Here is a 21,252-nt window from a genome sequence, read left to right as displayed (position 1 = left end):
TGAACGTAAATTTGTTTAAAAAACCAGCAATCGATGGTCTCAGTACTCCGAGTTGACGATCACCTCTTCACCAAACGCACCGGCCTGCGGCAGCGGTTTATACGTGGAATTAGAGGCGCGCAAAATACGAATACCGCGAATACCTACGTCGCGAGCGGCGGTGATGTCATTATCAGAGTCACCGTAGAACATGCGGACATTTTTATCCTGCAGCCACTGCGTTTTGGTGTTCTGACCCGGCTTATCACCGGCAAAAATGACTGGATTCATATTACCAGCCGGGATGTGAAAGTTATCGGACAGCGTTTTCGACACGGTTTCCGTTTTCGTCTGGCTACGCCCGGTTACGAAAAAAATGCTGTCGCCGCGACGCACGTGCATGTCAATCAGCTGACGAGCGACCTCTTTTGGAATGCTGAATTCGTCCCAGCCATTGTTCATTTTTTCCCAGAAAGCCGGATTCTTCAGGTAATCCTCACTATCCGGGGAATACGTTTTTTTACCGCGCCAGAAGCCAGGGCTGGAAAAGAGGACGGTGTCATCAATATCAAACCCGACGGCCATCGGCGGGCGTCCGGTCAGACTGTTTTCAATTTGTGCCACGGAGACCCAGTGAATGGGTGCCTGCTCAGCGAGTTTTGCAACGTTGGTGCCTGGATTAAGCTGAGAGGGAGAGGAAACTAACGCCTGGGCTGGCTGATTTAGCGTGAACAATAAACAAACGGCACTCAGTGCCAACGTAAACTTGCGCATATTTTTCCCTAAGTAGTCAGTTAGTTATCATTTTTTTATTAACAACTGGTCAAAAAACTATCTGACCTTACCCCTTAGGAGAAGGGAAAGGAAGGATTTTCTCTGGTTTTGTCCTGGAAAAGGAGCACGATCACACAGGAAAGTGCGCCTGATGGCACTACACTTATCGGCCTACAAACGAAAATCCATATCCATTTGTAGGCCGGATAAGGCGTTCACGCCGCCATCCGGCAACACACAAAGCCAATTACATGACGGCGGCAAATGCCTTCGCCACGCGCTGCACGTTACCGTGATTCAGCCCGGCCACGCACATACGACCGCTGGCTATCAGGTACACACCGAACTCATCGCGCAGGCGATCGACCTGAGCGGCGCTAAGCCCGGTATAGCTGAACATTCCGCGTTGTTGCAGCAGGTAATCAAAGTTGCGACCAGGGATCTCCGCATTTAATACCTTAACCAGCTCCTGGCGCATCGCCAGAATGCGGGTACGCATCTCTTCGACTTCCGCCAGCCAGTTAGCTTTCAGCGCGTCATCCCCCAACACCGCGGCAACCACCTGCGCACCAAAGTTTGGCGGGCTGGAGTAGTTACGGCGCACCGTCGCTTTTAGCTGCCCTAAAACGCGGCTGGCGGCATCAGCGTCTTCACATACTACTGACAGTCCGCCGACACGCTCGCCGTACAAAGAGAAAATCTTCGAGAATGAGTTGCTGACCAGAGCAGGCAATCCGGCACTGGCAATGGCGCGGATCGCATAGGCATCGTCTTCCATTCCACCGCCGAAACCCTGGTAAGCAATATCCAGGAATGGGATCAGATCGCGTGCTTTCAGGATCTCTATGACGCCATCCCACTGCGCGGGAGTTAAATCCGCCCCCGTCGGGTTATGGCAGCACGGATGCAGCAGTACGATGCTGCGCGCCGGTAAGGTATTCAGCGTGGTCAGCAGGTCGTTGAAACGCACACCGTTGGTCGTGTCGTCATACCAGGGGTAAGTACCTACTTCGAACCCTGCGCCTTCAAAAATCGCGATGTGGTTTTCCCAGGTCGGGTCGCTGACCCACACGCCAGAATCAGGGAAATAGCGTTTCAGGAAGTCTGCGCCAACTTTTAGCGCGCCGGAGCCGCCCAGCGTCTGAATCGTTGCGACGCGCTGCTGCTGGAGAACCGGATGATCTGCGCCAAACAGCAGCGGCGCAATAGTATGGCGATACGTGTTCAGACCTTCCATCGGCAGATACAGCGAAGCGCCATGCGGTTTGGCATTAAGTCGGACTTCGGCTTCCGCCACCGCTTTAAGCTGAGGAATAATGCCGTCTTCGTTGTAATACAGGCCGATACTGAGGTTCACTTTGTCGCTACGTGAATCTTCTTTGAAACGCTCCATGAGCGATAAAATCGGGTCGCCGGCGTAGGCGTCAACTTTTTGAAACACGTGTGGTTCTCCAGGTTTACAGGCAGGGGTTAAGAACACAATAAACCGGAAGCGGGAGAAGATCGAGAGGATGTTGAGAGGAATATTGCCGGAAGGCGGCGTCACCGCCTGTCCGGCACTTCATGCTGTTAATCGATATACTTCATCGCCACCCTTGAGGTCAGGCGCGTAATAAGTTCGTAAGCACTTACTTTCGTCATTTCAGCAATGCGTTCAACGGGCAGGCCCTCGCCCCACAGAATCACCGAATCACCCGCTTTGTCCTGCGCCTCGGGGCCTAAATCGACGCAGATCATATCCATCGCGACGCGACCGACGATAGGTACTTCACGGCCATTAACCAGGACTGGCGTCCCGGACGGCGCTGCGCGCGGATAACCATCGCCATAGCCCATCGCCACCACGCCCAGACGCGTGTCGCGCTCGCTCAGCCAGGTTCCACCGTATCCAACCGGTTCGCCCGCTTTGTGCTCACGCACCGCAATCAGGCTGGAGGTCAGCGACATCACCGGCTGGCAGCCAAAATCGGCGCCGATAGAGTGGTTTTCCAACGGCGATACGCCATACAAAATCAGCCCCGGACGCGCCCAGTCGAAGTGAGACTGCGGCCACAGCAAAATCCCCCCCGACGCGGCAATCGAACGCTGCCCCGGTTTGCCTGCGCAAAAACTATTGAAGATATCGAGCTGTTTTTCGGTCGCGCCACATTCAGGCTCGTCCGCACGTGCAAAGTGGCTGACGATATTGACCGGCTGGCGCACGTTTTCACATTGCGTTAAGCGCTGATAAAACGCCTCGGCCTGCTCAGGACGCACGCCCAGGCGGTGCATTCCCGTGTCGAGCTTCATCCAGACGGTGACAGGTTCAGCCAGTTCAGCGGCTTCCAGAGCGTCAAGTTGCTCCTGGTTATGGACAGCAGTATGCAGACGCTGCGCGGAAATAGTCGGCAGATCGGAGGCATCAAAAAATCCCTCCAGCAGCAGGATGGGCTGCGTGATCCCTCCCGCTCGCAAGCGCAGGGCTTCTTCAAGACGAGCGACACCAAAAGCGTCCGCATCGGGGAGCGTTCGCGCGGTCTCTAACAGACCATGGCCGTAGGCGTTCGCTTTCACGACCGCAACCAGTTTGCTGGCGGGAGCCAGTTCACGCAGACGTTGCAGGTTGTGTCGCAGAGCGCGGCGGTTAATGACTACAGTTGCCGCTTGCATTTGTATTCCTTTATAAAAGAATCTTCTAAATCATTCGTGTTGCTGGAGGGCGACAAGCCTGAGAATCCCCGGAAGCTCAGTAAACTAAGTGACCGGGATGAACGGGCGTAGTCAACGCATCTGCAGCATGAAGGATGACGGAGATTTATTCGTCGTCGTATTGTGGGCCCGCATAGTTATCGAAGCGCGACCACTGACCGTTAAACGTCAGGCGCACTGTGCCGATCGGGCCGTTACGTTGCTTACCAATAATGATTTCCGCGATCCCTTTCAGGTCGCTGTTTTCGTGATAAACCTCATCACGATAAATAAACATGATTAAGTCGGCATCCTGCTCGATGGAGCCGGACTCACGCAGATCCGAGTTAACCGGGCGCTTGTCGGCGCGCTGTTCCAGAGAGCGGTTAAGCTGCGACAGCGCCACCACCGGCACATGCAGTTCTTTCGCTAACGCTTTCAGCGAGCGGGAGATTTCTGCAATTTCCAGCGTACGGTTGTCGGAGAGCGACGGCACACGCATCAGCTGCAGGTAGTCGATCATGATAAGTCCGATGCCGCCGTGTTCACGGGCGATACGACGAGCACGCGAGCGCACTTCCGTTGGCGTCAGGCCGGAGGAGTCATCAATATAGATGTTTCGTTTCTCCAGCAAAATACCCATTGTTCCGGAAATTCGCGCCCAGTCCTCATCATCCAGTTGACCAGTACGAATTTTGGTTTGGTCTACGCGTGAGAGCGAGGCCAGGGAACGCATCATGATCTGTTCTGAGGGCATTTCAAGACTGAAGATAAGAACCGGCTTATCCTGCAACATCGCCGCATTTTCGACGAGGTTCATTGCAAATGTCGTTTTACCCATCGACGGACGCGCAGCGACAATAATTAAGTCTGACGGCTGCAAACCAGCCGTCTTTTTATTGAGGTCGTCATAACCGGTGTTTACTCCGGTGACGCCGTCGTGCGGCTGCTGGAATAACTGCTCGATACGCGCGACGGTTGCGTCGAGCACATCGGTGATATTTTTCGGCCCTTCGTCTTTGTTGGCGCGGCTTTCTGCAATTTTAAAGACGCGGGATTCCGCAAGGTCCAGCAGATCTTCACTGGAACGGCCTTGTGGATCAAACCCAGCTTCCGCGATTTCATTCGCGACCGAAATCATGTCACGAACAACTGCACGTTCTCGGACAATATCAGCATAAGCGCTAATATTCGCCGCACTTGGCGTATTTTTAGATAACTCAGCCAGATAAGCAAAACCGCCGACGCTGTCCAGTTGCCCCTGAACCTCCAGCGATTCAGCGAGCGTGATCAGATCGATGGGTTTTCCCATCTCCTGCAGGCGATGCATTTCCGTGAAGATATGCCGGTGCGGTCGGGTATAAAAATCCTCCGCCACCACACGCTCGGCGACATCGTCCCAGCGTTCGTTATCCAGCATTAAACCGCCCAACACCGACTGTTCCGCTTCAATCGAGTGCGGCGGTACTTTCAGCCCGGCGACCTGGGGATCGCGCTCACGAGCATCAGTCTGTTGTTTGTTGAAGGGTTTATTTCCTGCCATAGTGAATGGAGTTACCGAGATAATGATTGGGTCGAAAGATTACCACATTTCTTTTGGAGGAAGCATGGCAACACGTATTGAATTTCACAAGCATGGTGGCCCTGATGTACTCAAGGCTGTGGAGTTTACGCCCGTAGACCCGGCGGAAAACGAAATCCAGGTCGAGAACAAAGCGATTGGGATCAACTATATCGACACCTACATCCGCAGTGGTCTTTATCCACCGCCTTCTCTGCCCAGCGGTCTGGGAACCGAAGCCGCAGGCGTGGTCAGCAAAGTCGGTAGCAACGTGACGCACATTAAAGCCGGCGATCGCGTGGTTTACGCTCAGTCCCCCCTGGGCGCCTACAGCTCAGTGCATAACGTTCCGGCTGATAAAGCCGCCATCCTGCCTAACGCTATCTCGTTTGAACAAGCCGCCGCCTCATTTCTTAAAGGGCTTACCGTATTTTATCTGTTACGTAAAACCTATGAAATTCAGCCTGATGAACCGTTTTTGTTCCATGCTGCTGCGGGCGGCGTCGGTATGATTGCCTGCCAGTGGGCAAAAGCATTAGGTGCGAAGCTGATTGGAACCGTCGGCAGTGCGCAAAAAGCGCAAATTGCGCTGCAGGCCGGCGCATGGCAGGTCATTAACTATCGTGAAGAAAGCATTGCTGAACGAGTGAAAGAGATAACTGGCGGAAAAAAAGTGCGGGTGGTGTATGACTCGGTGGGGAAAGATACCTGGGAAGCCTCGTTGGATTGTCTGCAGCGCCGCGGACTGATGGTCAGTTTTGGCAACGCGTCCGGACCAGTGACCGGTGTAAATTTAGGGATTCTGAATCAGAAAGGTTCGCTATACGTGACCCGTCCCTCTCTGCAGGGTTACATCACCAACCACAACGAATTAACCGAAGCCAGTAATGAGCTTTTCTCATTGATTGCCAGTGGGGTAATAAAAGTGGATGTCGCACCTGGTCAGACATTTGCGCTGCACGACGCACAGCGTGCCCATGAAGTGCTGGAAAGTCGCGCCACGCAGGGATCGAGTTTACTCATTCCGTAACGCCATCACTTTCCCCTAAATAATTTAAGCTCCAGGACGGCGGCAATTGAGTGAATCCCCAGGAGCTTACTGGAGTAAGTGACTGGGGTGAATGAAAGCAGCCAACACACCTTGAGTTTGAATTATGACGAGGAAAGAAAGAATTAGGGCTTCCCGCAGGAAGCCCTTTCTTTTTTTAGTTCGGCTGTATGTAGGGTACAGCTCGATGAATTCGTTAACCTGGCAATAGTGACAGATTTGATAATCAATTCCTATTTGGTTCTAAAGGCAATGTTGCAGGTTGTGACGCACCGCTCAATACCTTAGTAAAATCGGCGGTTATTGCGCTGATACTGTGGGACTTTTGGCGCTTTTATCGCCTTGATAACCCACACCACGGCAACGGCCAGCAGCAGCCAGGGAAGCAGTTTAATCATCAAGGCAAATAGTCCGCCTAAAAACATCACTGCCGTAGCTACCACCAATGCGGCCAACACCCCCAGCAAAGATACGCCGGTGACCATCAGCATGATAAAAAATCCAATCACAAAAAGTAGTTCCAGCATGGCTCTCTCCCGAAATGAAGTACTCTCCATAGCTTTACAAGAAACATGCCAAAATTAATATATTGATTTATAAAGAAAACGCCCCGCGACAAAGTGCAGGGCGTGGTGAAATTAACTAACTTTTGGCGAAAACTTAACGCTTGTCAGCGACCAGCTTCAGCGCATGTTCCAGAACGTTAATATCTGCCCCAGCTTTATGCGCATTTTCGCTCAGATAGCGACGCCACTGACGGGCCCCTGGAATCCCCTGAAACAGCCCCAGCATATGGCGCGTCACATGTCCCAAATAGGTTCCCTTACTCAGTTCACGCTCAATGTACGGGTACATGGCGCGCACCACGGCAACCGGATCGGCATCTTCGGTGGCAGCAGCAAAAATCTCACGGTCAACGGACGCCAGAATACCTGGGTTTTGGTAAGCTTCACGCCCCACCATCACGCCATCCATATGTTGCAGATGAATTTTTGCTTCTTCCAGCGATTTAATGCCGCCGTTGATCGACATCGTCAGATGCGGGAAATCACGCTTTAGCTGATAAACGCGGTCATAATCCAGCGGTGGGATCTCGCGGTTTTCTTTCGGGCTTAACCCGGATAGCCAGGCCTTGCGGGCGTGAATAATAAACATCTCACATTCGCCGTTGCCAGATACCGTGTTGATGAAATCGCACAGGAATTCGTAGCTGTCCTGATCATCAATACCAATACGCGTTTTCACCGTAACCGGTATCGACACCACGTCGCGCATTGCTTTGACGCAATCGGCGACCAGTTGTGCATTCCCCATCAGACAGGCGCCAAACATGCCATTCTGTACGCGGTCGGAAGGACAACCCACGTTGAGGTTAATTTCGTCATAGCCCCGCTGTTCAGCGAGCTTCGCACACTGCGCCAGCGCTGCCGGATCGCTCCCACCCAATTGTAATGCTACTGGGTGCTCTTCTTCGCTATACGCCAGATAATCGCCTTTACCATGAATGATCGCGCCGGTGGTTACCATCTCCGTATAGAGCAGCGTCTGGCTGGACAGTAAACGCAAAAAGTAGCGACAGTGTCTGTCCGTCCAGTCGAGCATCGGCGCGATAGAAAAACGATGAGCGGGAAAAGCGGTAGACTGAGATTCAGGCAGCATGGCGAATATTCAAGCATCCGGTTAAAAAAGGGGCGCTACTATAGCATAGACCGTTACGATAGTGAGCCACATCCTCGCGGTTATCCCTCCGTAGCCCCCACGCGCGCTATTTACGCCCGGGTTTTCCGTCATGAGAGCCAAAAAACTGCGGCGGATGGTCGACCCAGCGATCCTCGCGCGTAGCCGCATAGACAGGGTTAAGCGGGTAATATATGCGGTTATGTTTTTTATTCGCTTCACCTACGACCAGCAGACGCACCTCTTCACTGGTGTTATTGATAAAGGTGTGACACACGCCGGTGCCCGCCGGGAAACCAACGCTGTCGCCCGGTTCCAGCTTCCATAAATAACCGTTAATCCAGGCCTCAGGATATCCTTCCAGCACATAGATAAACTCTTCCTCATCGCTTTCAGCGTGCGGGTACGACGTGCGCCGCCCCGGCGGCAGGCGTTCATGATGAATACCGAGCCGCCCTAACCCGAGCTTGCGGGCAAGCGGCGCGCCAATCGAAAACAACTCATTGCTGTCGGGATAAGTGGCGTCATCAGCCCCCTCAACTTCTCGCCAGTGGCGAATACAATCGGGTCTTTTCATGTTTATTTTCCAGTATTGCGATGCGTCAGGTATAGCACACCACGGTGGATCTCGGCGTTTTAAGCAGAACATGTTAAAGTAAGGGATTAACCTTCCACGCAAATCGAGGCGCCAAATGGACAAAACCACTACGCAGGAGTTATTGGCTCAAGCTGAAAAACTCTGTGCGCAACGCAACGTGCGACTTACGCCACAACGCCTCGAAGTGCTGCGCCTGATGAGCCTGCAGGAAGGCGCAATTAGCGCCTATGACCTGCTTGACCTGCTGCGGGAAACCGAGCCACAGGCGAAACCGCCGACCGTGTATCGTGCGCTCGACTTTCTGCTGGAACAAGGGTTTGTGCATAAGGTGGAATCCACCAACAGCTATGTGCTTTGCCACCTGTTCGATCAGCCAACCCACAGTTCCGCAATGTTCATTTGCGATCGCTGTGGCGTGGTAAAAGAAGAGTGTGCGGAAGGCGTGGAAGACATCATGCATACGCTGGCGGCAAAAATGGGCTTTGCCCTGCGGCATAACGTTATTGAAGCCCACGGGCTGTGCCCGGCCTGTGTGGAGGTTGAGTCATGCCGTCATCCTGGCGAATGCCAGCATGACCATACGATTCAGGTGAAGAAGAAAGTTGGGCGCTAGATAAGGAGGAGAGCGTACATCCTTGTACTCTCAGGAGGGAGGGGTTAATTACCAGCGGTAATCATTACGTTTTTCCCAATCATTAACTTCTTTTTCCGCCTGATCTTTCGCGTAACCGTAACGCTCCTGGACTTTACCGACCAGTTGGTCACGTTTACCTTCAATGACCGTCATATCATCATCGGTCAGTTTGCCCCATTGCTCTTTCACTTTACCTTTAAACTGCTTCCAGTTGCCGCCGACTTCGTCTTTATTCATCATCAAGTCCTCATCGTTAGGTTGTGAATAGCGAGAGTGCCATGTCCAGACACATGCTGTTTTTGCTGGACGTGAGAATAAGTGTAGTCAGGGATTCTGGGTTTTATTTACTATTCGGAATTTTTAACCATCCTGCTCAGGCGAACCAGGTTCCATTACGCCAGTGGCGTCGCCAGATAATGGCCAGTGAAAGCCCACGCAACGTGAGGAAAACGCTTAATGCCAGCCACAAACCATGATTTCCAAGCCACGGTAAAGCGAGCAGCGTTAATGCGAATCCCACTGCGGCAACGGCCATACTGTTACGCATTTCTGCAGCCCGCGTCGCGCCAATAAACATCCCGTCGAGCAGATAACACCACACCCCCACCAGCGGCAAAACCACCTGCCAGAAGAGATAGCGATCGGCCAGCAGTTGGATCTGCGGCAGCGAGGTCAGCAGCGCCACAATCTGCTCGCCAAACAGGGCATAAACCAGCGAAAACAAAATAGCCACAATACCGGACTGTCGACAGGCCGCCCGCCAGACGTCCAGCAACTGGCTACCATCTCGCGCCCCATAGGCCTGACCCGAATGCGCTTCCACGGCATAGGCAAATCCGTCCAGCGCGTAGGCGGTAAAAGTCAGCAAGGTCATCAGAACGGCATTAACCGCAATGATATCGCCTCCCAGACGCGCACCCAGCACCGTGATAGCGCCAAAACAGAGTTGTAGCAGCAGCGAGCGCAGCATGATGTCGCGGTTGAGCGCCAACAAACGACGGAAGTTGCCACGCCACGCCTGCTTCAGCATTGCCAGTGAAATGCCACGTATATGCAGGACTTTACGTACCATCATCAGGCCAATCAGCAGGGTGGCATATTCGGCAATCACCGTCGCCAGCGCCGCTCCCTGCACGTTCATATGCAGGCCCATCACCAGCCATAAATCGAGTACGATGTTGAGAATATTACCGACAATCAACAGGATAACCGGCGCACGCGCATACTGAACGCCAAGCAGCCAGCCGAGCAGCACCAGATTCGCCAGAGACGCGGGTGCGCTTAACCAGCGAATTTCCAGGAAACGTCGGGCCTGCTCCAGTACCGCTTCACTTCCCCCGACAATATGCAGAGCCAGATCGATAATCGGTGTACGAAACAGTGCGATAAGCAGCCCCGCTCCCAGCGCCAGCATTAGCGGCTGCACCAGCGCGCGCGCCAGCGCCTGCGGATTTTTCGCGCCAAATGCCTGCGCGGTAAGACCTGTGGTACTCATGCGCAGGAAAAGCAGCAACATAAAGAGAAAACTGGTCGCCGTGGCGCCAACCGCAACGCCGCCAAGATAGACTGGGCTATCCAGATGACCAATCACAGCGGTATCCACCAGTCCCAGCAGGGGAACGGTGATATTGGAAAAGATCATCGGTAAGGCGAGGTGCCAGAGTGCTTTATCAGAAGAGGTAAAGAAAGGCATACAGGAGAGCCTGGAAGAAGTTAGAGGTACTGAAAAAAATGTTGTCCATGCCCGACAAGCGCAGCGCCATCGGGCACGTTGCCGGATGGCGACATAAACGTCTTATCCGGCCTACAGGGCATTAACAGAAAATTACAGCCATTCACCGTTACGAATAACGCCTACCGCCAGTCCTTCGATAGTGAAGTTTTGCTCACGCAGGTCGACAACGATGGGTTTAAATTCGCTATTTTCTGGCAAGAGTTCAACCTTGTTGCCCTGTTTTTTCAGGCGCTTAACGGTGACTTCGTCATCGATACGGGCAACAACGACCTGACCGTTACGCACGTCCTGTGTTTTATGCACAGCGAGTAAATCACCGTCCATAATACCGATATCTTTCATCGACATACCACTAACGCGCAGCAGAAAATCGGCGTTCGGTTTGAACAGTGAAGGATCGACCTGGTAGTGGCCTTCGATGTGCTGCTGCGCCAGCAGTGGCTCACCTGCAGCCACACGCCCAACAAGCGGTAACCCTTCTTCTTCTTCCTGCAGCAGTCGAATACCGCGCGATGCACCGGATACAATTTCCAGCACCCCTTTACGCGCCAGCGCTTTCAGATGTTCTTCAGCAGCGTTTGGGGAACGGAACCCCAAACGCTGCGCGATCTCCGCACGCGTCGGTGGCATACCTGTCTGGCTGATGTGATCCCTAATGAGATCAAACACCTCTTGCTGCCTGGCCGTTAACGCTTTCATTCCGCCCCCTGGGTGTATATACAGTTATGCTGTGAGTATATACAGCTAAAGGTGATTTTGGAACCGCAAACTGCACAAAAAACAGGAGATTTATGCAGTTGTGGAATCTTTATCGCAAATGCGACCACAACAGGATGCCCCAGGTGATCAGAGCGACAAAAATAGACAGCAATACCGCCGCCGACCCCATATCTTTTGCCCGACCGGAAAGTTCGTGATACTCAGAGCCAATACGGTCAACCACCGCCTCAATCGCACTGTTGAGGATTTCAACGATCATCACCAGCATCACGGACCCAATCAACAGCACGCGGGTAATCGCATCGACGTCCAGCCAGCAGGCGATGGCTACGCCCAACAGGACGGCAACGCTTTCCTGACGGAATGCCGCCTCATTGATCCATGCGGCGCGAAAACCTTTCCAGGAATAGCCTGCAGCTTTGATAATTCGGGTGAATCCAGTGGTATTATTGGCCATCAAAAAGAACCTTTTTACATTATTAGCGTCAATGTCATTGTAACGTTACCCCGTTTGTTTCAGGGTGTGGCAAAGCAGCGCGAAGTATGACGGGATACCACAGAAATTAACTAAACTTTCTGATATCCTTGCAGCGCATTTGCATTATTAACCAGAGGCTTTACATCGTTTATGTCCGGCTGGCCACGAATTTACTACAAATTACTGAATTTACCATTAAGCGTCCTGGTAAAAAGCAAGTCTATTCCGGCAGAACCTGCCCCGGAATTGGGACTCGATACTTCTCGTCCCATTATGTACGTCTTACCGTACAATTCAAAAGCAGACTTGCTGACGCTGCGTGCCCAATGTCTGGTGCACGATCTCCCCGATCCCCTGGAACCGCTGGAGATAGACGGAACTCTGCTGCCGCGCTACGTGTTTATTCACGGCGGCCCGCGTGTGTTCACCTATTACACGCCGAAAGAAGAGTCCATCAAGCTGTTCCATAACTATCTCGATCTGCATCGCAGCAATCCAGACCTGGATGTGCAGATGGTGCCGGTTTCGGTGATGTTTGGCCGTGCGCCAGGGCGTGAAAAAGGCGAAGTCAATCCGCCGCTGCGCATGCTGAACGGTGTACAGAAATTCTTTGCTGTGTCCTGGCTGGGACGCGACAGTTTTGTCCGCTTCTCCCCGTCAGTCTCCTTGCGTCGCATGGCGGATGAACACGGTACGGATAAGATCATTGCTCAGAAGCTGGCTCGCGTGGCGCGCATGCACTTTGCTCGTCAGCGTCTGGCCGCAGTTGGCCCGCGCCTCCCTGCCCGCCAGGACCTGTTTAATAAGCTGCTGGCCTCAAAAGCTATCGCTCGCGCGGTAGAAGACGAAGCGCGCAGTAAAAAAATCTCCCACGAAAAAGCGCAGCAAAACGCCATTGCGCTGATGGAAGAGATTGCCGCCAACTTCTCCTACGAGATGATCCGTCTGACCGACCGTATTCTGGGCTTTACCTGGAACCGGCTGTATCAGGGGATTAACGTTCACAATGCGGAGCGTGTCCGTCAACTGGCGCACGATGGGCACGAAATCGTGTATGTCCCGTGCCACCGCAGCCATATGGACTATATGCTGCTGTCGTACGTTCTGTACCACCAGGGTCTGGTTCCGCCGCACATCGCTGCCGGTATCAACCTGAACTTCTGGCCAGCGGGTCCGATTTTCCGCCGTCTGGGCGCATTCTTTATTCGTCGTACCTTCAAGGGTAACAAGCTCTATTCCACCGTTTTCCGCGAATACCTGGGCGAACTGTTCAGCCGCGGCTACTCGGTTGAGTATTTTGTCGAAGGTGGCCGTTCACGTACCGGTCGTTTGCTCGACCCGAAAACCGGCACGCTGTCGATGACTATTCAGGCGATGCTGCGCGGCGGAACGCGTCCGATTACCCTCGTACCGATCTACATCGGCTATGAGCACGTAATGGAAGTAGGCACCTACGCCAAAGAGCTGCGTGGCGCGACGAAAGAAAAAGAGAGTCTGCCGCAAATGCTGCGTGGCTTAAGCAAGCTGCGTAATCTGGGTCAGGGCTATGTTAACTTTGGTGAACCAATGCCGTTGATGACTTACCTTAACCAGCACGTGCCGGAGTGGCGTGAATCGATTGATCCTATCGAGTCTATCCGCCCGGCCTGGCTGACGCCGACGGTGAATAACATTGCCGCCGATCTAATGGTGCGCATTAACAACGCAGGCGCGGCCAACGCCATGAACCTGTGCTGTACTGCGTTACTGGCTTCCCGCCAGCGCTCTCTGACCCGTGAACAGCTGACCGAGCAGCTTGACTGCTATCTCAGCCTGCTACGCAATGTGCCGTACGCGGCAGATGCTACAGTTCCTGCGCAGAGCGCCAGTGAATTGATCGATCACGCCTTGCAGATGAACAAGTTTGAGGTCGAGAAAGACACCATCGGCGACATCATCATTTTGCCGCGCGAGCAGGCGGTATTGATGACCTACTACCGCAACAACATTGCGCATATGCTGGTTCTGCCTTCATTGATGGCAGCCATCGTGACTCAGCATCGTCGTATTTCACGCGCCGCGCTACAGCAGCATATTGATGCGCTGTATCCGATGCTGAAAGCGGAGCTGTTCTTACGCTGGGAGCGTGATGAACTTGCCGGAGTGATTGACGAACTGGCCAGCGAAATGCAGCGCCAGGGACTTATCACCCTGACCGATGACGAACTGCATATCAATCCGGCCCGCTCCCGTACGCTACAGCTGCTGGCGGCAGGCGCTCGCGAGACGTTGCAACGCTACGCCATTACCTTCTGGTTGCTGAGCGCCAATCCGTCGATCAACCGTGGTACGCTGGAGAAAGAGAGCCGCACCGTGGCGCAACGCCTCTCCGTGCTGCACGGCATTAACGCGCCGGAATTCTTCGATAAAGCCGTGTTCAGCTCCCTGGTGCTGACGCTGCGTGACGAGGGATTCATCAGCGACACCGGAGATGCCGAACCGGAAGAGACGATGAAGATCTATCAGATGCTGGCCGAACTGGTCACGTCAGATGTGCGTCTGACCATCGAGAGCGCTACACAAGGCGAGTAAGCATAAAAAAACCGGTCGGAATGAACTGACCGGTTTTTTATTTTGCAGACTAGACCAAACTCAAAAATGCCAGTAGCTCATCGCCAGTCCTAAGAACAACACCAGACCGACGTAATTATTGTTCATAAACGCTTTAAAACAGGCATCACGTTCGCGATTGACGATCAGTTTCTGCTGATAGACAAACAGCGCGCCCGCCACCAGCAGAGACCAGTAATAACCCAGCCCTAACCCGTTTAGCCAACCCACCAGCGCCATCAACACCAGCACGCCAACCTGCAAAACACCAATAATCAGCTTGTCGTTCTTACCAAACAGAATCGCGGTCGATTTAATGCCTATCTTCAGGTCATCATCCCGGTCAACCATGGCATATTGCGTATCATAGGCCACTGCCCAGAGGATATTGGCGAGGAACATCAGCCAGCAGCTCAGCGGTACGGATTCGCTCACGGCGGCAAACGCCATCGGGATCGACCAGCCAAACGCCGCCCCCAGCACCACCTGCGGCAGATGCGTATAGCGCTTCATAAAGGGGTAAACCCACGCCAATGCTAACGCCGCAACGGATAACAATATGGTCATCGTGTTGAGTGTTAAAACCAGCAGGAAGGCCAGCAGCACCAATACGATGAACAACGTTCGGGCTTCTTTCTCGGTTACGGCCCCGCTCGGCAGCGGTCGATTCGCGGTGCGTTTAACGTGTCCGTCAAATTTCCTGTCGGCATAATCATTCACCACGCATCCGGCGGCGCGCATTAACCATACTCCGGCAACAAAAACCGCCAGGATCCACAGTTGCGGCATGCCCGGGGTCGCCACCCACAATGCCCACAGCGTAGGCCAGAGCAGTAGTAAGGCGCCGATTGGCTTATCCGTACGCATCAAGCGGTGAAACGCCAACAGCTTATTCTGCGTCAGACTCCACTCCATCTTTATCTTCCTCTCAGTACAACGGCGATGCAGGCAGAAAAAGCTCGGTAAGCATCAGCGGCTTACCGCTCAGCCGCAGGCGGGAACGACGCCCCCACAGCGCTGCATCGCGGCCAATCTCAATAAAATCTCGGGTCAATGTTGATGACGTAAACAGGTAGCGTCCGAGCGGGGTTTTCCCCAGGTTTTGTAAGGCCAGTTCAGGACCGCACAAGGTTGATTCAGGCACTACGGTCCGTCCGGCAAGCCAGGGTTCACCATCCGCGCATAACAGGATTTCACGTAACCAATAGCGGGGCTCTTCAGGCAGCAGCGGCAGCTCTTCAGACACCTCATTTTGCCCAACGAATTCTTCGCGAATCAACGTGACGGTGACCTGTTTTCCCTGCTGCTCAAAACGTGTAGTCATGGAATCTTCCAGTAACAACCAGTCGAGCAGTTGGGCGTCCAGCGCCGGGATCGCATCAAAATAACGCAGCGCACGCAGTTGCGTTAACGCAGGGTGTGGCATGCCTTACTCTCCGATTTATAACCTGAAGGCATTGTATCGCAGAAAAGGCATTACGGGGTGAGCAAACACAATTAAGTGATCGGTAGGGCAACATAAGTGTAACAATTAGCACCGAAGGATAAAAAAAGGTGCGCCAGGAGACGCACCAGTTGTTGCAAAATCAACAATGTGGGGAGATGTTTACCCCTTGCCTTTTACACTGCTGATAAAGGTGGATCGGGCAGATTTGGATCCCAGACGTTCAGCTTCATCAAGCAGCTTCAGCGCTTTATCGACATCGCCTTTCGCAACTGCATCCTTAATGCCCTGATTAAAATAGCTTTCCGTGTCGTTCAGCATCGGCTCACTTTTCTTCACCGGCTGCGGCGCAGGTGCGGCAACTGCTGCTGCCGGAGCTGCATAAGCCACCGCTGGTGCGGCGGTATTACCAACCGTAACAGGACCAGGGCCGGACGAGCCAAACAGCGGCCCGACCAGAACGCTGGAGGAGGAGCTGGTTTTGACTTTCAGTTTCAGCAGGCCGTCGGTGGTATGACGAGCGATCGGGTCAGGGATATCCGGAATCGCGTTACCTACCCCCTTGGCATAGGCTTTTGCCGGGTCAAGCAGAGTCGTGGTCTGTTGCAGATCTTTATCCGTGGTAAAGACCAGAACATACAGTTTTTGCTGGCCCAGCGCAGGCGTCAGGCGCATGACCCCTTCCAGGCGATCGGCACTCATCACGCCGGGCTCCTGGTAGGTGAAATAGCTGCTGGGGAAGAACGCAGATGGCGTCATGTTTTGGTCAAGAATTAAGACGTTTGGCGCAAATACGCTGGTTTGTTTGTTGACCTCACTGGACAGCGTCAGGGTCAGTTCGCCAATGTTCGCCGGCACGCTATAGGCCGCGACCGGGCCGGTAATACCCGCGATATCAAGACGCTGGCCCGCTGTCGCAAGCTGTGTCGATTGGGTTTTGGATTGATCAACCGGCGTCCAGGTCAACTGTTGCAGCGCGGCAGTGGGGATTGTTGGGGCCGCGGTGGTGTTCTGCGGAACAATATTAACATCGGCCAGGCTGATGCCAGGCGCGCTGGCAAATAACCCTGCAGATAAACAAAGGGCAACGAGACTTTTCTTCATTTTCATTGTTATCACCTCAGATAGCATGGGTTCAGCGGTGGCCAGGCAATAGCGCGCTAAACCGTAATCAAGAGGGGCTTGCGCCCCTCTTTCGGTCTTTACGTCAGGTTAGTGCTGGATTACCACCAGATTTCCATCTGGGCACCGAAGGACCACTCATCGCTGTCGCCACGGCTGGTTGTGCTGATACCAGAGTTAGTTGCGGCGGCATATTTAGAAACTTTGTCGCCATTTTTCACGTAACCCCACTCTTCATCCCATTTGGCATAGGTTGCGAAGACGCGGATTGCCGGGCGAGACCAGATGCTGTCGCCAGCCTGCCATTGTTGTGCCAGGGTGATTTTGTACTGGCTGTTGCGATCGCTGGTCTGCTGTGATTTAACGTTGTCGTAACCGACTTCCAGCAAGGTGCTCATGATCGGCGTCCATTTGTACATCGGACGGATACCCACGGTGTACCATTCGGTACCCAGGTCGTTATCCAGGTCGATGTTCTGATACATACCGACGTACATCAGGTCCCACTTGTCGCCCAGAGAGATTGCACCATGGTCAAGTACGCGTACCAGGCTACCATTGTTATTGATGTTGTTGTCAACATGATGGATGACAGGTGCATCTGGAGATACCTGAGTATCGAAGGTAGAGCCGTAAGTCCCCTGCGAGCCGCCCTTACCTTGCGTTGTCATGGCGTCAGTCGCGTACTGAACAACAAATTTGTTATAGCCTTTCAGCATACTTTGGGTGTGTTCTGCGGTGAACATCCAACCATCTTTCGTTGCGTCATCCGCGTAGCTGTAACCGTCGGTTTTATTCGCGCGGCCATAGTCCACACCCAGTTCCAGCATACCGTCAGGGTTAGTAGCCATCTGCGCTAAACGTACGTCAAATACGTCGTTCGCGGTATCTTTAGAGGTGTCGTAGATATTCTGGCTACTGAAGGTATAAGACCCCCCAGCTTCCTGAGAACGGGTGGCCGCCAGAGACAGTTTACCGAAGCCCAGATCGATGTTTTCAATACCAGCACCAGGACCTGAAATATCCCAGTAGTAGAAGTCGATCATGTGGACGTCATGACGCTGATAGAAACGTTTACCGGCCCAGATGGTGGAACCCGGCAGCCATTCAATCAGGTTTTTACCCTGCACGTTGGCTTCGCGGAAAGCAGGATCGGTCGCTTCCCAGTCATTCTGCTGTGCAACGGAGTAGGCAACGTTGGTGTCGAAGTAGAAGCTCTTATCGCCCTCTTTCCACACTTCCTGACCTAATTTGATTTCCGCATAGGTTTCACATTCGTTACCAAGACGGTATTTACTTTGTGCACCTGTTGCCTGGAAACATTGTTGTTCACCGCCGCTACCCGTCCAGCCAATACCGGAACGAGCATAACCATGGAAGTCCACGGCCATTGCCTGAACAGACATAATGCCTGCTGCCACAGCAACCGCCAGAGGGAGTTTGCGCAGAGTAATCATCGTTCTATCTCCTGAGATCATTGCTTTTCTTTAAACGCTGCCACCTTCTGCAACTGCGAATGGTTTTGCGTTTCGTTTTTTTTATGGGGACCTTAAACGCCCGGCTCCTGGTGCAACCGACGACATGCAGTGCCATCCTCACGGAACAGATGGCAACGCTCTGGCGGCAGGCCGATAGCGAATGTGGCACCCTCTTCTACCAACACCACGTCGTTCTGGCGGTAAACCAGGTTTTGACGGATGGCGGGGATCTGGATATGAATTTGTGTTTCGTGACCCAACTGCTCGACCACCTGCACTTCACCTTCGAGGGTGACATCGGCGATATCGCTGGGCAGCAGATGTTCCGGGCGGATACCTAAAGACATGTTGGCGCCAACCTGCACCGCATGGCTGTCTACCGGTAGCCAGATTTGCTGGCGGTTGGGCAGCTCAACCTGCACTTGATCGATGGCCGTTGCCGTGACTTTCACCGGCAGGAAGTTCATCTTCGGCGAACCAATGAAGCCCGCTACAAAGCGGTCCGCCGGGTAGTGATACAGCTCCAGGGGCTTACCGACCTGCGCTACGCGACCGGCATCCAGCACCACAATTTTGTCGGCCAGCGTCATCGCTTCGACCTGATCGTGGGTGACGTAAATCATCGTGCGGCCCAGACGTTTATGCAGGCGGGAAATTTCAATACGCATCTGCACGCGCAGTGCGGCGTCCAGGTTCGACAGGGGTTCATCCAGCAGGAATACGCGCGGTTCGGCGACCAGCGTACGGCCAATCGCCACACGCTGACGTTGTCCGCCGGAAAGTGCTTTCGGTTTACGTTCCAGCAGGTGCGCCAGTTGCAGAACTTCCGCGACCTGGTTCACGCGCTGATTCATCACCTCTTTTTTCGCTCCGGCCAGTTTGAGGCCGAACGACATGTTTTCCGCGACAGATAAATGGGGATACAACGCATAGGACTGAAAGACCATGCCCACACCGCGTTCGGCGGGTGGAATGTCGTTCATCCGGGTCTCCCCGATAAACAGATCGCCACTGGTGATGGTTTCAAGTCCGGCAATCATACGCAGCAAGGTCGACTTACCGCAGCCTGAAGGTCCGACAAACACCACGAATTCCCCTTCGTGAATGTCGAGATTGATATCTTTCGATACCACCACGTCACCCCAGGCTTTCGTTACATTTCGCAGCTGTACGCTCGCCATGCCCTTCTCCCTTCGTTACAACCTGTCATCGACAGCAACATTCATGATGGGCTGACTATGCGTGATCCCTTGACTGCGTGAATCCTCCACCCCCCGGCTTTTTTATGGGGGAGGAGGCGGGAGGATGAGAGAGCAGCGTCTGAGACCCGGGCCGTACGCAGCGGAGGAATTTCGTGATGCAGCCTGCAAAAATCGGTGGGTTTTTATGTGCGCCAGTACGCAATACTCACATTTATGTAACACAGATCACATAAAGAGCGGGTGGGGCGTAGGGGTAAGGAGGATGGAAAGAGGTTGTCGTATAAAGAAACTAGTAACCGTTAAGCCACCTCTGCAAAATCACCAAACAGGATGGGAACTATGAAAATCAAAACTGGCGCACGCATCCTCGCATTGTCTGCATTAACGACGATGATGTTTTCCGCCTCGGCTCTCGCCAAGATTGAAGAAGGTAAGCTGGTTATCTGGATTAACGGCGACAAAGGCTATAACGGCCTCGCTGAAGTGGGCAAAAAATTCGAGAAAGACACCGGGATCAAAGTCACCATTGAGCACCCGGACAAACTGGAAGAGAAATTCCCGCAGGTTGCCGCGACCGGCGACGGCCCGGACATCATCTTCTGGGCGCATGACCGTTTTGGCGGCTACGCTCAGTCTGGCCTGCTGGCTGAAATAACGCCTGACAAAGCATTCCAGGACAAGCTCTATCCGTTCACCTGGGATGCCGTACGCTATAACGGCAAACTGATTGCCTACCCGATCGCGGTTGAAGCGCTGTCGCTGATTTACAACAAAGACCTCGTGCCAAATCCACCGAAAACCTGGGAAGAAATTCCTGCACTGGATAAAGAACTGAAGGCGAAAGGTAAATCCGCGCTGATGTTCAACCTGCAAGAACCGTACTTCACCTGGCCGCTGATTGCCGCCGACGGCGGTTACGCGTTCAAGTTTGAAAACGGCAAGTACGACGTGAAAGACGTGGGCGTGGATAACGCTGGCGCGAAAGCGGGCCTGACCTTCCTGGTTGACCTGATCAAGAACAAACACATGAACGCGGATACCGATTACTCCATCGCTGAAGCGGCCTTTAACAAAGGCGATACCGCGATGACCATCAACGGCCCGTGGGCATGGTCTAACATCGACAAGAGCAAAATCAACTACGGCGTCGCGCTGTTGCCAACCTTCAAAGGCAAGCCGTCTAAACCGTTTGTTGGCGTGCTGAGCGCGGGTATCAACGCCGCCAGCCCGAACAAAGAGCTGGCGAAAGAGTTCCTCGAAAACTACCTGCTGACCGATCAGGGTCTGGATGAAGTGAATAAGGACAAACCACTGGGCGCCGTTGCGCTGAAATCCTTCCAGGATCAGTTAGCAAAAGACCCACGCATCGCCGCCACCATGGATAACGCCCAGAAAGGCGAAATCATGCCGAACATCCCACAGATGTCCGCATTCTGGTATGCCGTACGTACCGCAGTGATTAACGCAGCCAGCGGTCGTCAGACCGTCGATGCCGCACTGAAAGATGCACAAGGTCGTATCACCAAGTAGTGCTGTAGCACACGTG

General features: G+C 53.5%; 20 protein-coding genes. 4 read left to right on the top strand and 16 right to left on the bottom strand.

All coding sequences use genetic code 11. The annotated features are described in order from the left end of the window. Positions 1-39 precede the first annotated feature (39 nt). The 4 genes from aphA to dnaB form a co-directional block, all read right to left on the bottom strand. The gene (gene aphA / locus LA337_00310; protein UBI16195.1) at positions 40-753 is read right to left on the bottom strand and encodes an acid phosphatase AphA; all 714 of its coding nucleotides are present in this window, start codon (positions 751-753) and stop codon (positions 40-42) included. A 247-nt stretch (positions 754-1,000) separates the two neighbouring features. Continuing rightward, complete coding sequence (gene tyrB, locus LA337_00305) at positions 1,001-2,194, bottom strand: aromatic amino acid transaminase (GenBank protein UBI16194.1); 1,194 nt, start codon at positions 2,192-2,194, stop codon at positions 1,001-1,003. A gap of 128 nt (positions 2,195-2,322) precedes the next feature. Then, positions 2,323-3,402: an alanine racemase gene (alr, locus tag LA337_00300; protein UBI16193.1), complete on the bottom strand. Its 1,080-nt coding sequence runs from the start codon at positions 3,400-3,402 to the stop codon at positions 2,323-2,325. 145 nt (positions 3,403-3,547) lie between these two features. Continuing rightward, positions 3,548-4,963 carry a replicative DNA helicase gene (dnaB, locus tag LA337_00295; GenBank protein ID UBI16192.1) on the bottom strand — a complete coding sequence of 472 codons (1,416 nt, stop codon included), beginning with the start codon at positions 4,961-4,963 and terminating at the stop codon, positions 3,548-3,550. Positions 4,964-5,027: 64 nt separating this feature from the next. On the opposite strand from dnaB, the gene LA337_00290 reads away from it, so the two are divergent. Then, positions 5,028-6,011, top strand: a complete 984-nt coding sequence (locus tag LA337_00290; protein ID UBI16191.1) for a quinone oxidoreductase — start codon at positions 5,028-5,030, stop codon at positions 6,009-6,011. A gap of 302 nt (positions 6,012-6,313) precedes the next feature. On the opposite strand, the gene pspG is transcribed toward LA337_00290, so the two are convergent. The 3 genes from pspG to LA337_00275 form a co-directional block, all read right to left on the bottom strand. Beyond that, the gene (gene pspG, locus LA337_00285) at positions 6,314-6,556 is read right to left on the bottom strand and encodes an envelope stress response protein PspG (GenBank protein UBI16190.1); all 243 of its coding nucleotides are present in this window, start codon (positions 6,554-6,556) and stop codon (positions 6,314-6,316) included. 133 nt (positions 6,557-6,689) lie between these two features. After that, positions 6,690-7,688, bottom strand: a complete 999-nt coding sequence (gene dusA / locus LA337_00280; GenBank protein ID UBI16189.1) for a tRNA dihydrouridine(20/20a) synthase DusA — start codon at positions 7,686-7,688, stop codon at positions 6,690-6,692. A 106-nt stretch (positions 7,689-7,794) separates the two neighbouring features. Next, on the bottom strand, positions 7,795-8,283 hold the full coding sequence (locus tag LA337_00275) for a cupin domain-containing protein (protein UBI16188.1): 489 nt from the start codon (positions 8,281-8,283) through the stop codon (positions 7,795-7,797). A gap of 115 nt (positions 8,284-8,398) precedes the next feature. Between LA337_00275 and zur the strand changes: the two genes are divergently transcribed. Further along, entirely contained in the window at positions 8,399-8,917 is a 519-nt protein-coding gene (gene zur / locus LA337_00270) for a zinc uptake transcriptional repressor Zur (protein UBI16187.1), read from the top strand. Between the two features lie 48 nt (positions 8,918-8,965). On the opposite strand, the gene LA337_00265 is transcribed toward zur, so the two are convergent. From LA337_00265 to LA337_00250, 4 genes are all read right to left on the bottom strand, one after another. Further along, positions 8,966-9,175: a CsbD family protein gene (locus LA337_00265; GenBank protein ID UBI18364.1), complete on the bottom strand. Its 210-nt coding sequence runs from the start codon at positions 9,173-9,175 to the stop codon at positions 8,966-8,968. Between the two features lie 136 nt (positions 9,176-9,311). Beyond that, positions 9,312-10,631 (bottom strand): MATE family efflux transporter DinF, encoded by a 1,320-nt coding sequence (dinF, locus tag LA337_00260; GenBank protein UBI16186.1) that lies wholly within the window; start codon positions 10,629-10,631, stop codon positions 9,312-9,314. 132 nt (positions 10,632-10,763) lie between these two features. Beyond that, positions 10,764-11,372 carry a transcriptional repressor LexA gene (lexA, locus tag LA337_00255; GenBank protein ID UBI16185.1) on the bottom strand — a complete coding sequence of 203 codons (609 nt, stop codon included), beginning with the start codon at positions 11,370-11,372 and terminating at the stop codon, positions 10,764-10,766. A 109-nt stretch (positions 11,373-11,481) separates the two neighbouring features. After that, positions 11,482-11,850 (bottom strand): diacylglycerol kinase, encoded by a 369-nt coding sequence (locus tag LA337_00250; protein UBI16184.1) that lies wholly within the window; start codon positions 11,848-11,850, stop codon positions 11,482-11,484. Between the two features lie 171 nt (positions 11,851-12,021). On the opposite strand from LA337_00250, the gene plsB reads away from it, so the two are divergent. Beyond that, the gene (gene plsB, locus LA337_00245) at positions 12,022-14,442 is read left to right on the top strand and encodes a glycerol-3-phosphate 1-O-acyltransferase PlsB (GenBank protein ID UBI16183.1); all 2,421 of its coding nucleotides are present in this window, start codon (positions 12,022-12,024) and stop codon (positions 14,440-14,442) included. 60 nt (positions 14,443-14,502) lie between these two features. On the opposite strand, the gene ubiA is transcribed toward plsB, so the two are convergent. The 5 genes from ubiA to malK all read right to left on the bottom strand — a co-directional run bounded on the left by ubiA (position 14,503) and on the right by malK (position 19,685). Continuing rightward, positions 14,503-15,375, bottom strand: coding sequence for a 4-hydroxybenzoate octaprenyltransferase (gene ubiA / locus LA337_00240; GenBank protein UBI16182.1), 873 nt, complete (start codon positions 15,373-15,375; stop codon positions 14,503-14,505). 13 nt (positions 15,376-15,388) lie between these two features. Further along, entirely contained in the window at positions 15,389-15,886 is a 498-nt protein-coding gene (gene ubiC / locus LA337_00235; GenBank protein UBI16181.1) for a chorismate lyase, read from the bottom strand. 180 nt (positions 15,887-16,066) lie between these two features. Further along, the gene (gene malM, locus LA337_00230; protein ID UBI16180.1) at positions 16,067-17,014 is read right to left on the bottom strand and encodes a maltose operon protein MalM; all 948 of its coding nucleotides are present in this window, start codon (positions 17,012-17,014) and stop codon (positions 16,067-16,069) included. A gap of 113 nt (positions 17,015-17,127) precedes the next feature. Further along, positions 17,128-18,483, bottom strand: a complete 1,356-nt coding sequence (locus tag LA337_00225) for a maltoporin (protein ID UBI16179.1) — start codon at positions 18,481-18,483, stop codon at positions 17,128-17,130. A gap of 92 nt (positions 18,484-18,575) precedes the next feature. Beyond that, the gene (gene malK, locus LA337_00220; protein UBI16178.1) at positions 18,576-19,685 is read right to left on the bottom strand and encodes a maltose/maltodextrin ABC transporter ATP-binding protein MalK; all 1,110 of its coding nucleotides are present in this window, start codon (positions 19,683-19,685) and stop codon (positions 18,576-18,578) included. Between the two features lie 360 nt (positions 19,686-20,045). On the opposite strand from malK, the gene malE reads away from it, so the two are divergent. After that, on the top strand, positions 20,046-21,236 hold the full coding sequence (gene malE / locus LA337_00215; GenBank protein ID UBI16177.1) for a maltose/maltodextrin ABC transporter substrate-binding protein MalE: 1,191 nt from the start codon (positions 20,046-20,048) through the stop codon (positions 21,234-21,236). Positions 21,237-21,252: the final 16 nt, after the last annotated feature.

The sequence above is a fragment of the Citrobacter europaeus genome, from assembly GCA_020099315.1.
GTDB classification, from domain to species: Bacteria; Pseudomonadota; Gammaproteobacteria; order Enterobacterales; family Enterobacteriaceae; genus Citrobacter; species Citrobacter europaeus.
Note: the sequence above shows the minus strand (reverse complement) of the source record. Positions and strands in the feature narration are given on the sequence as shown.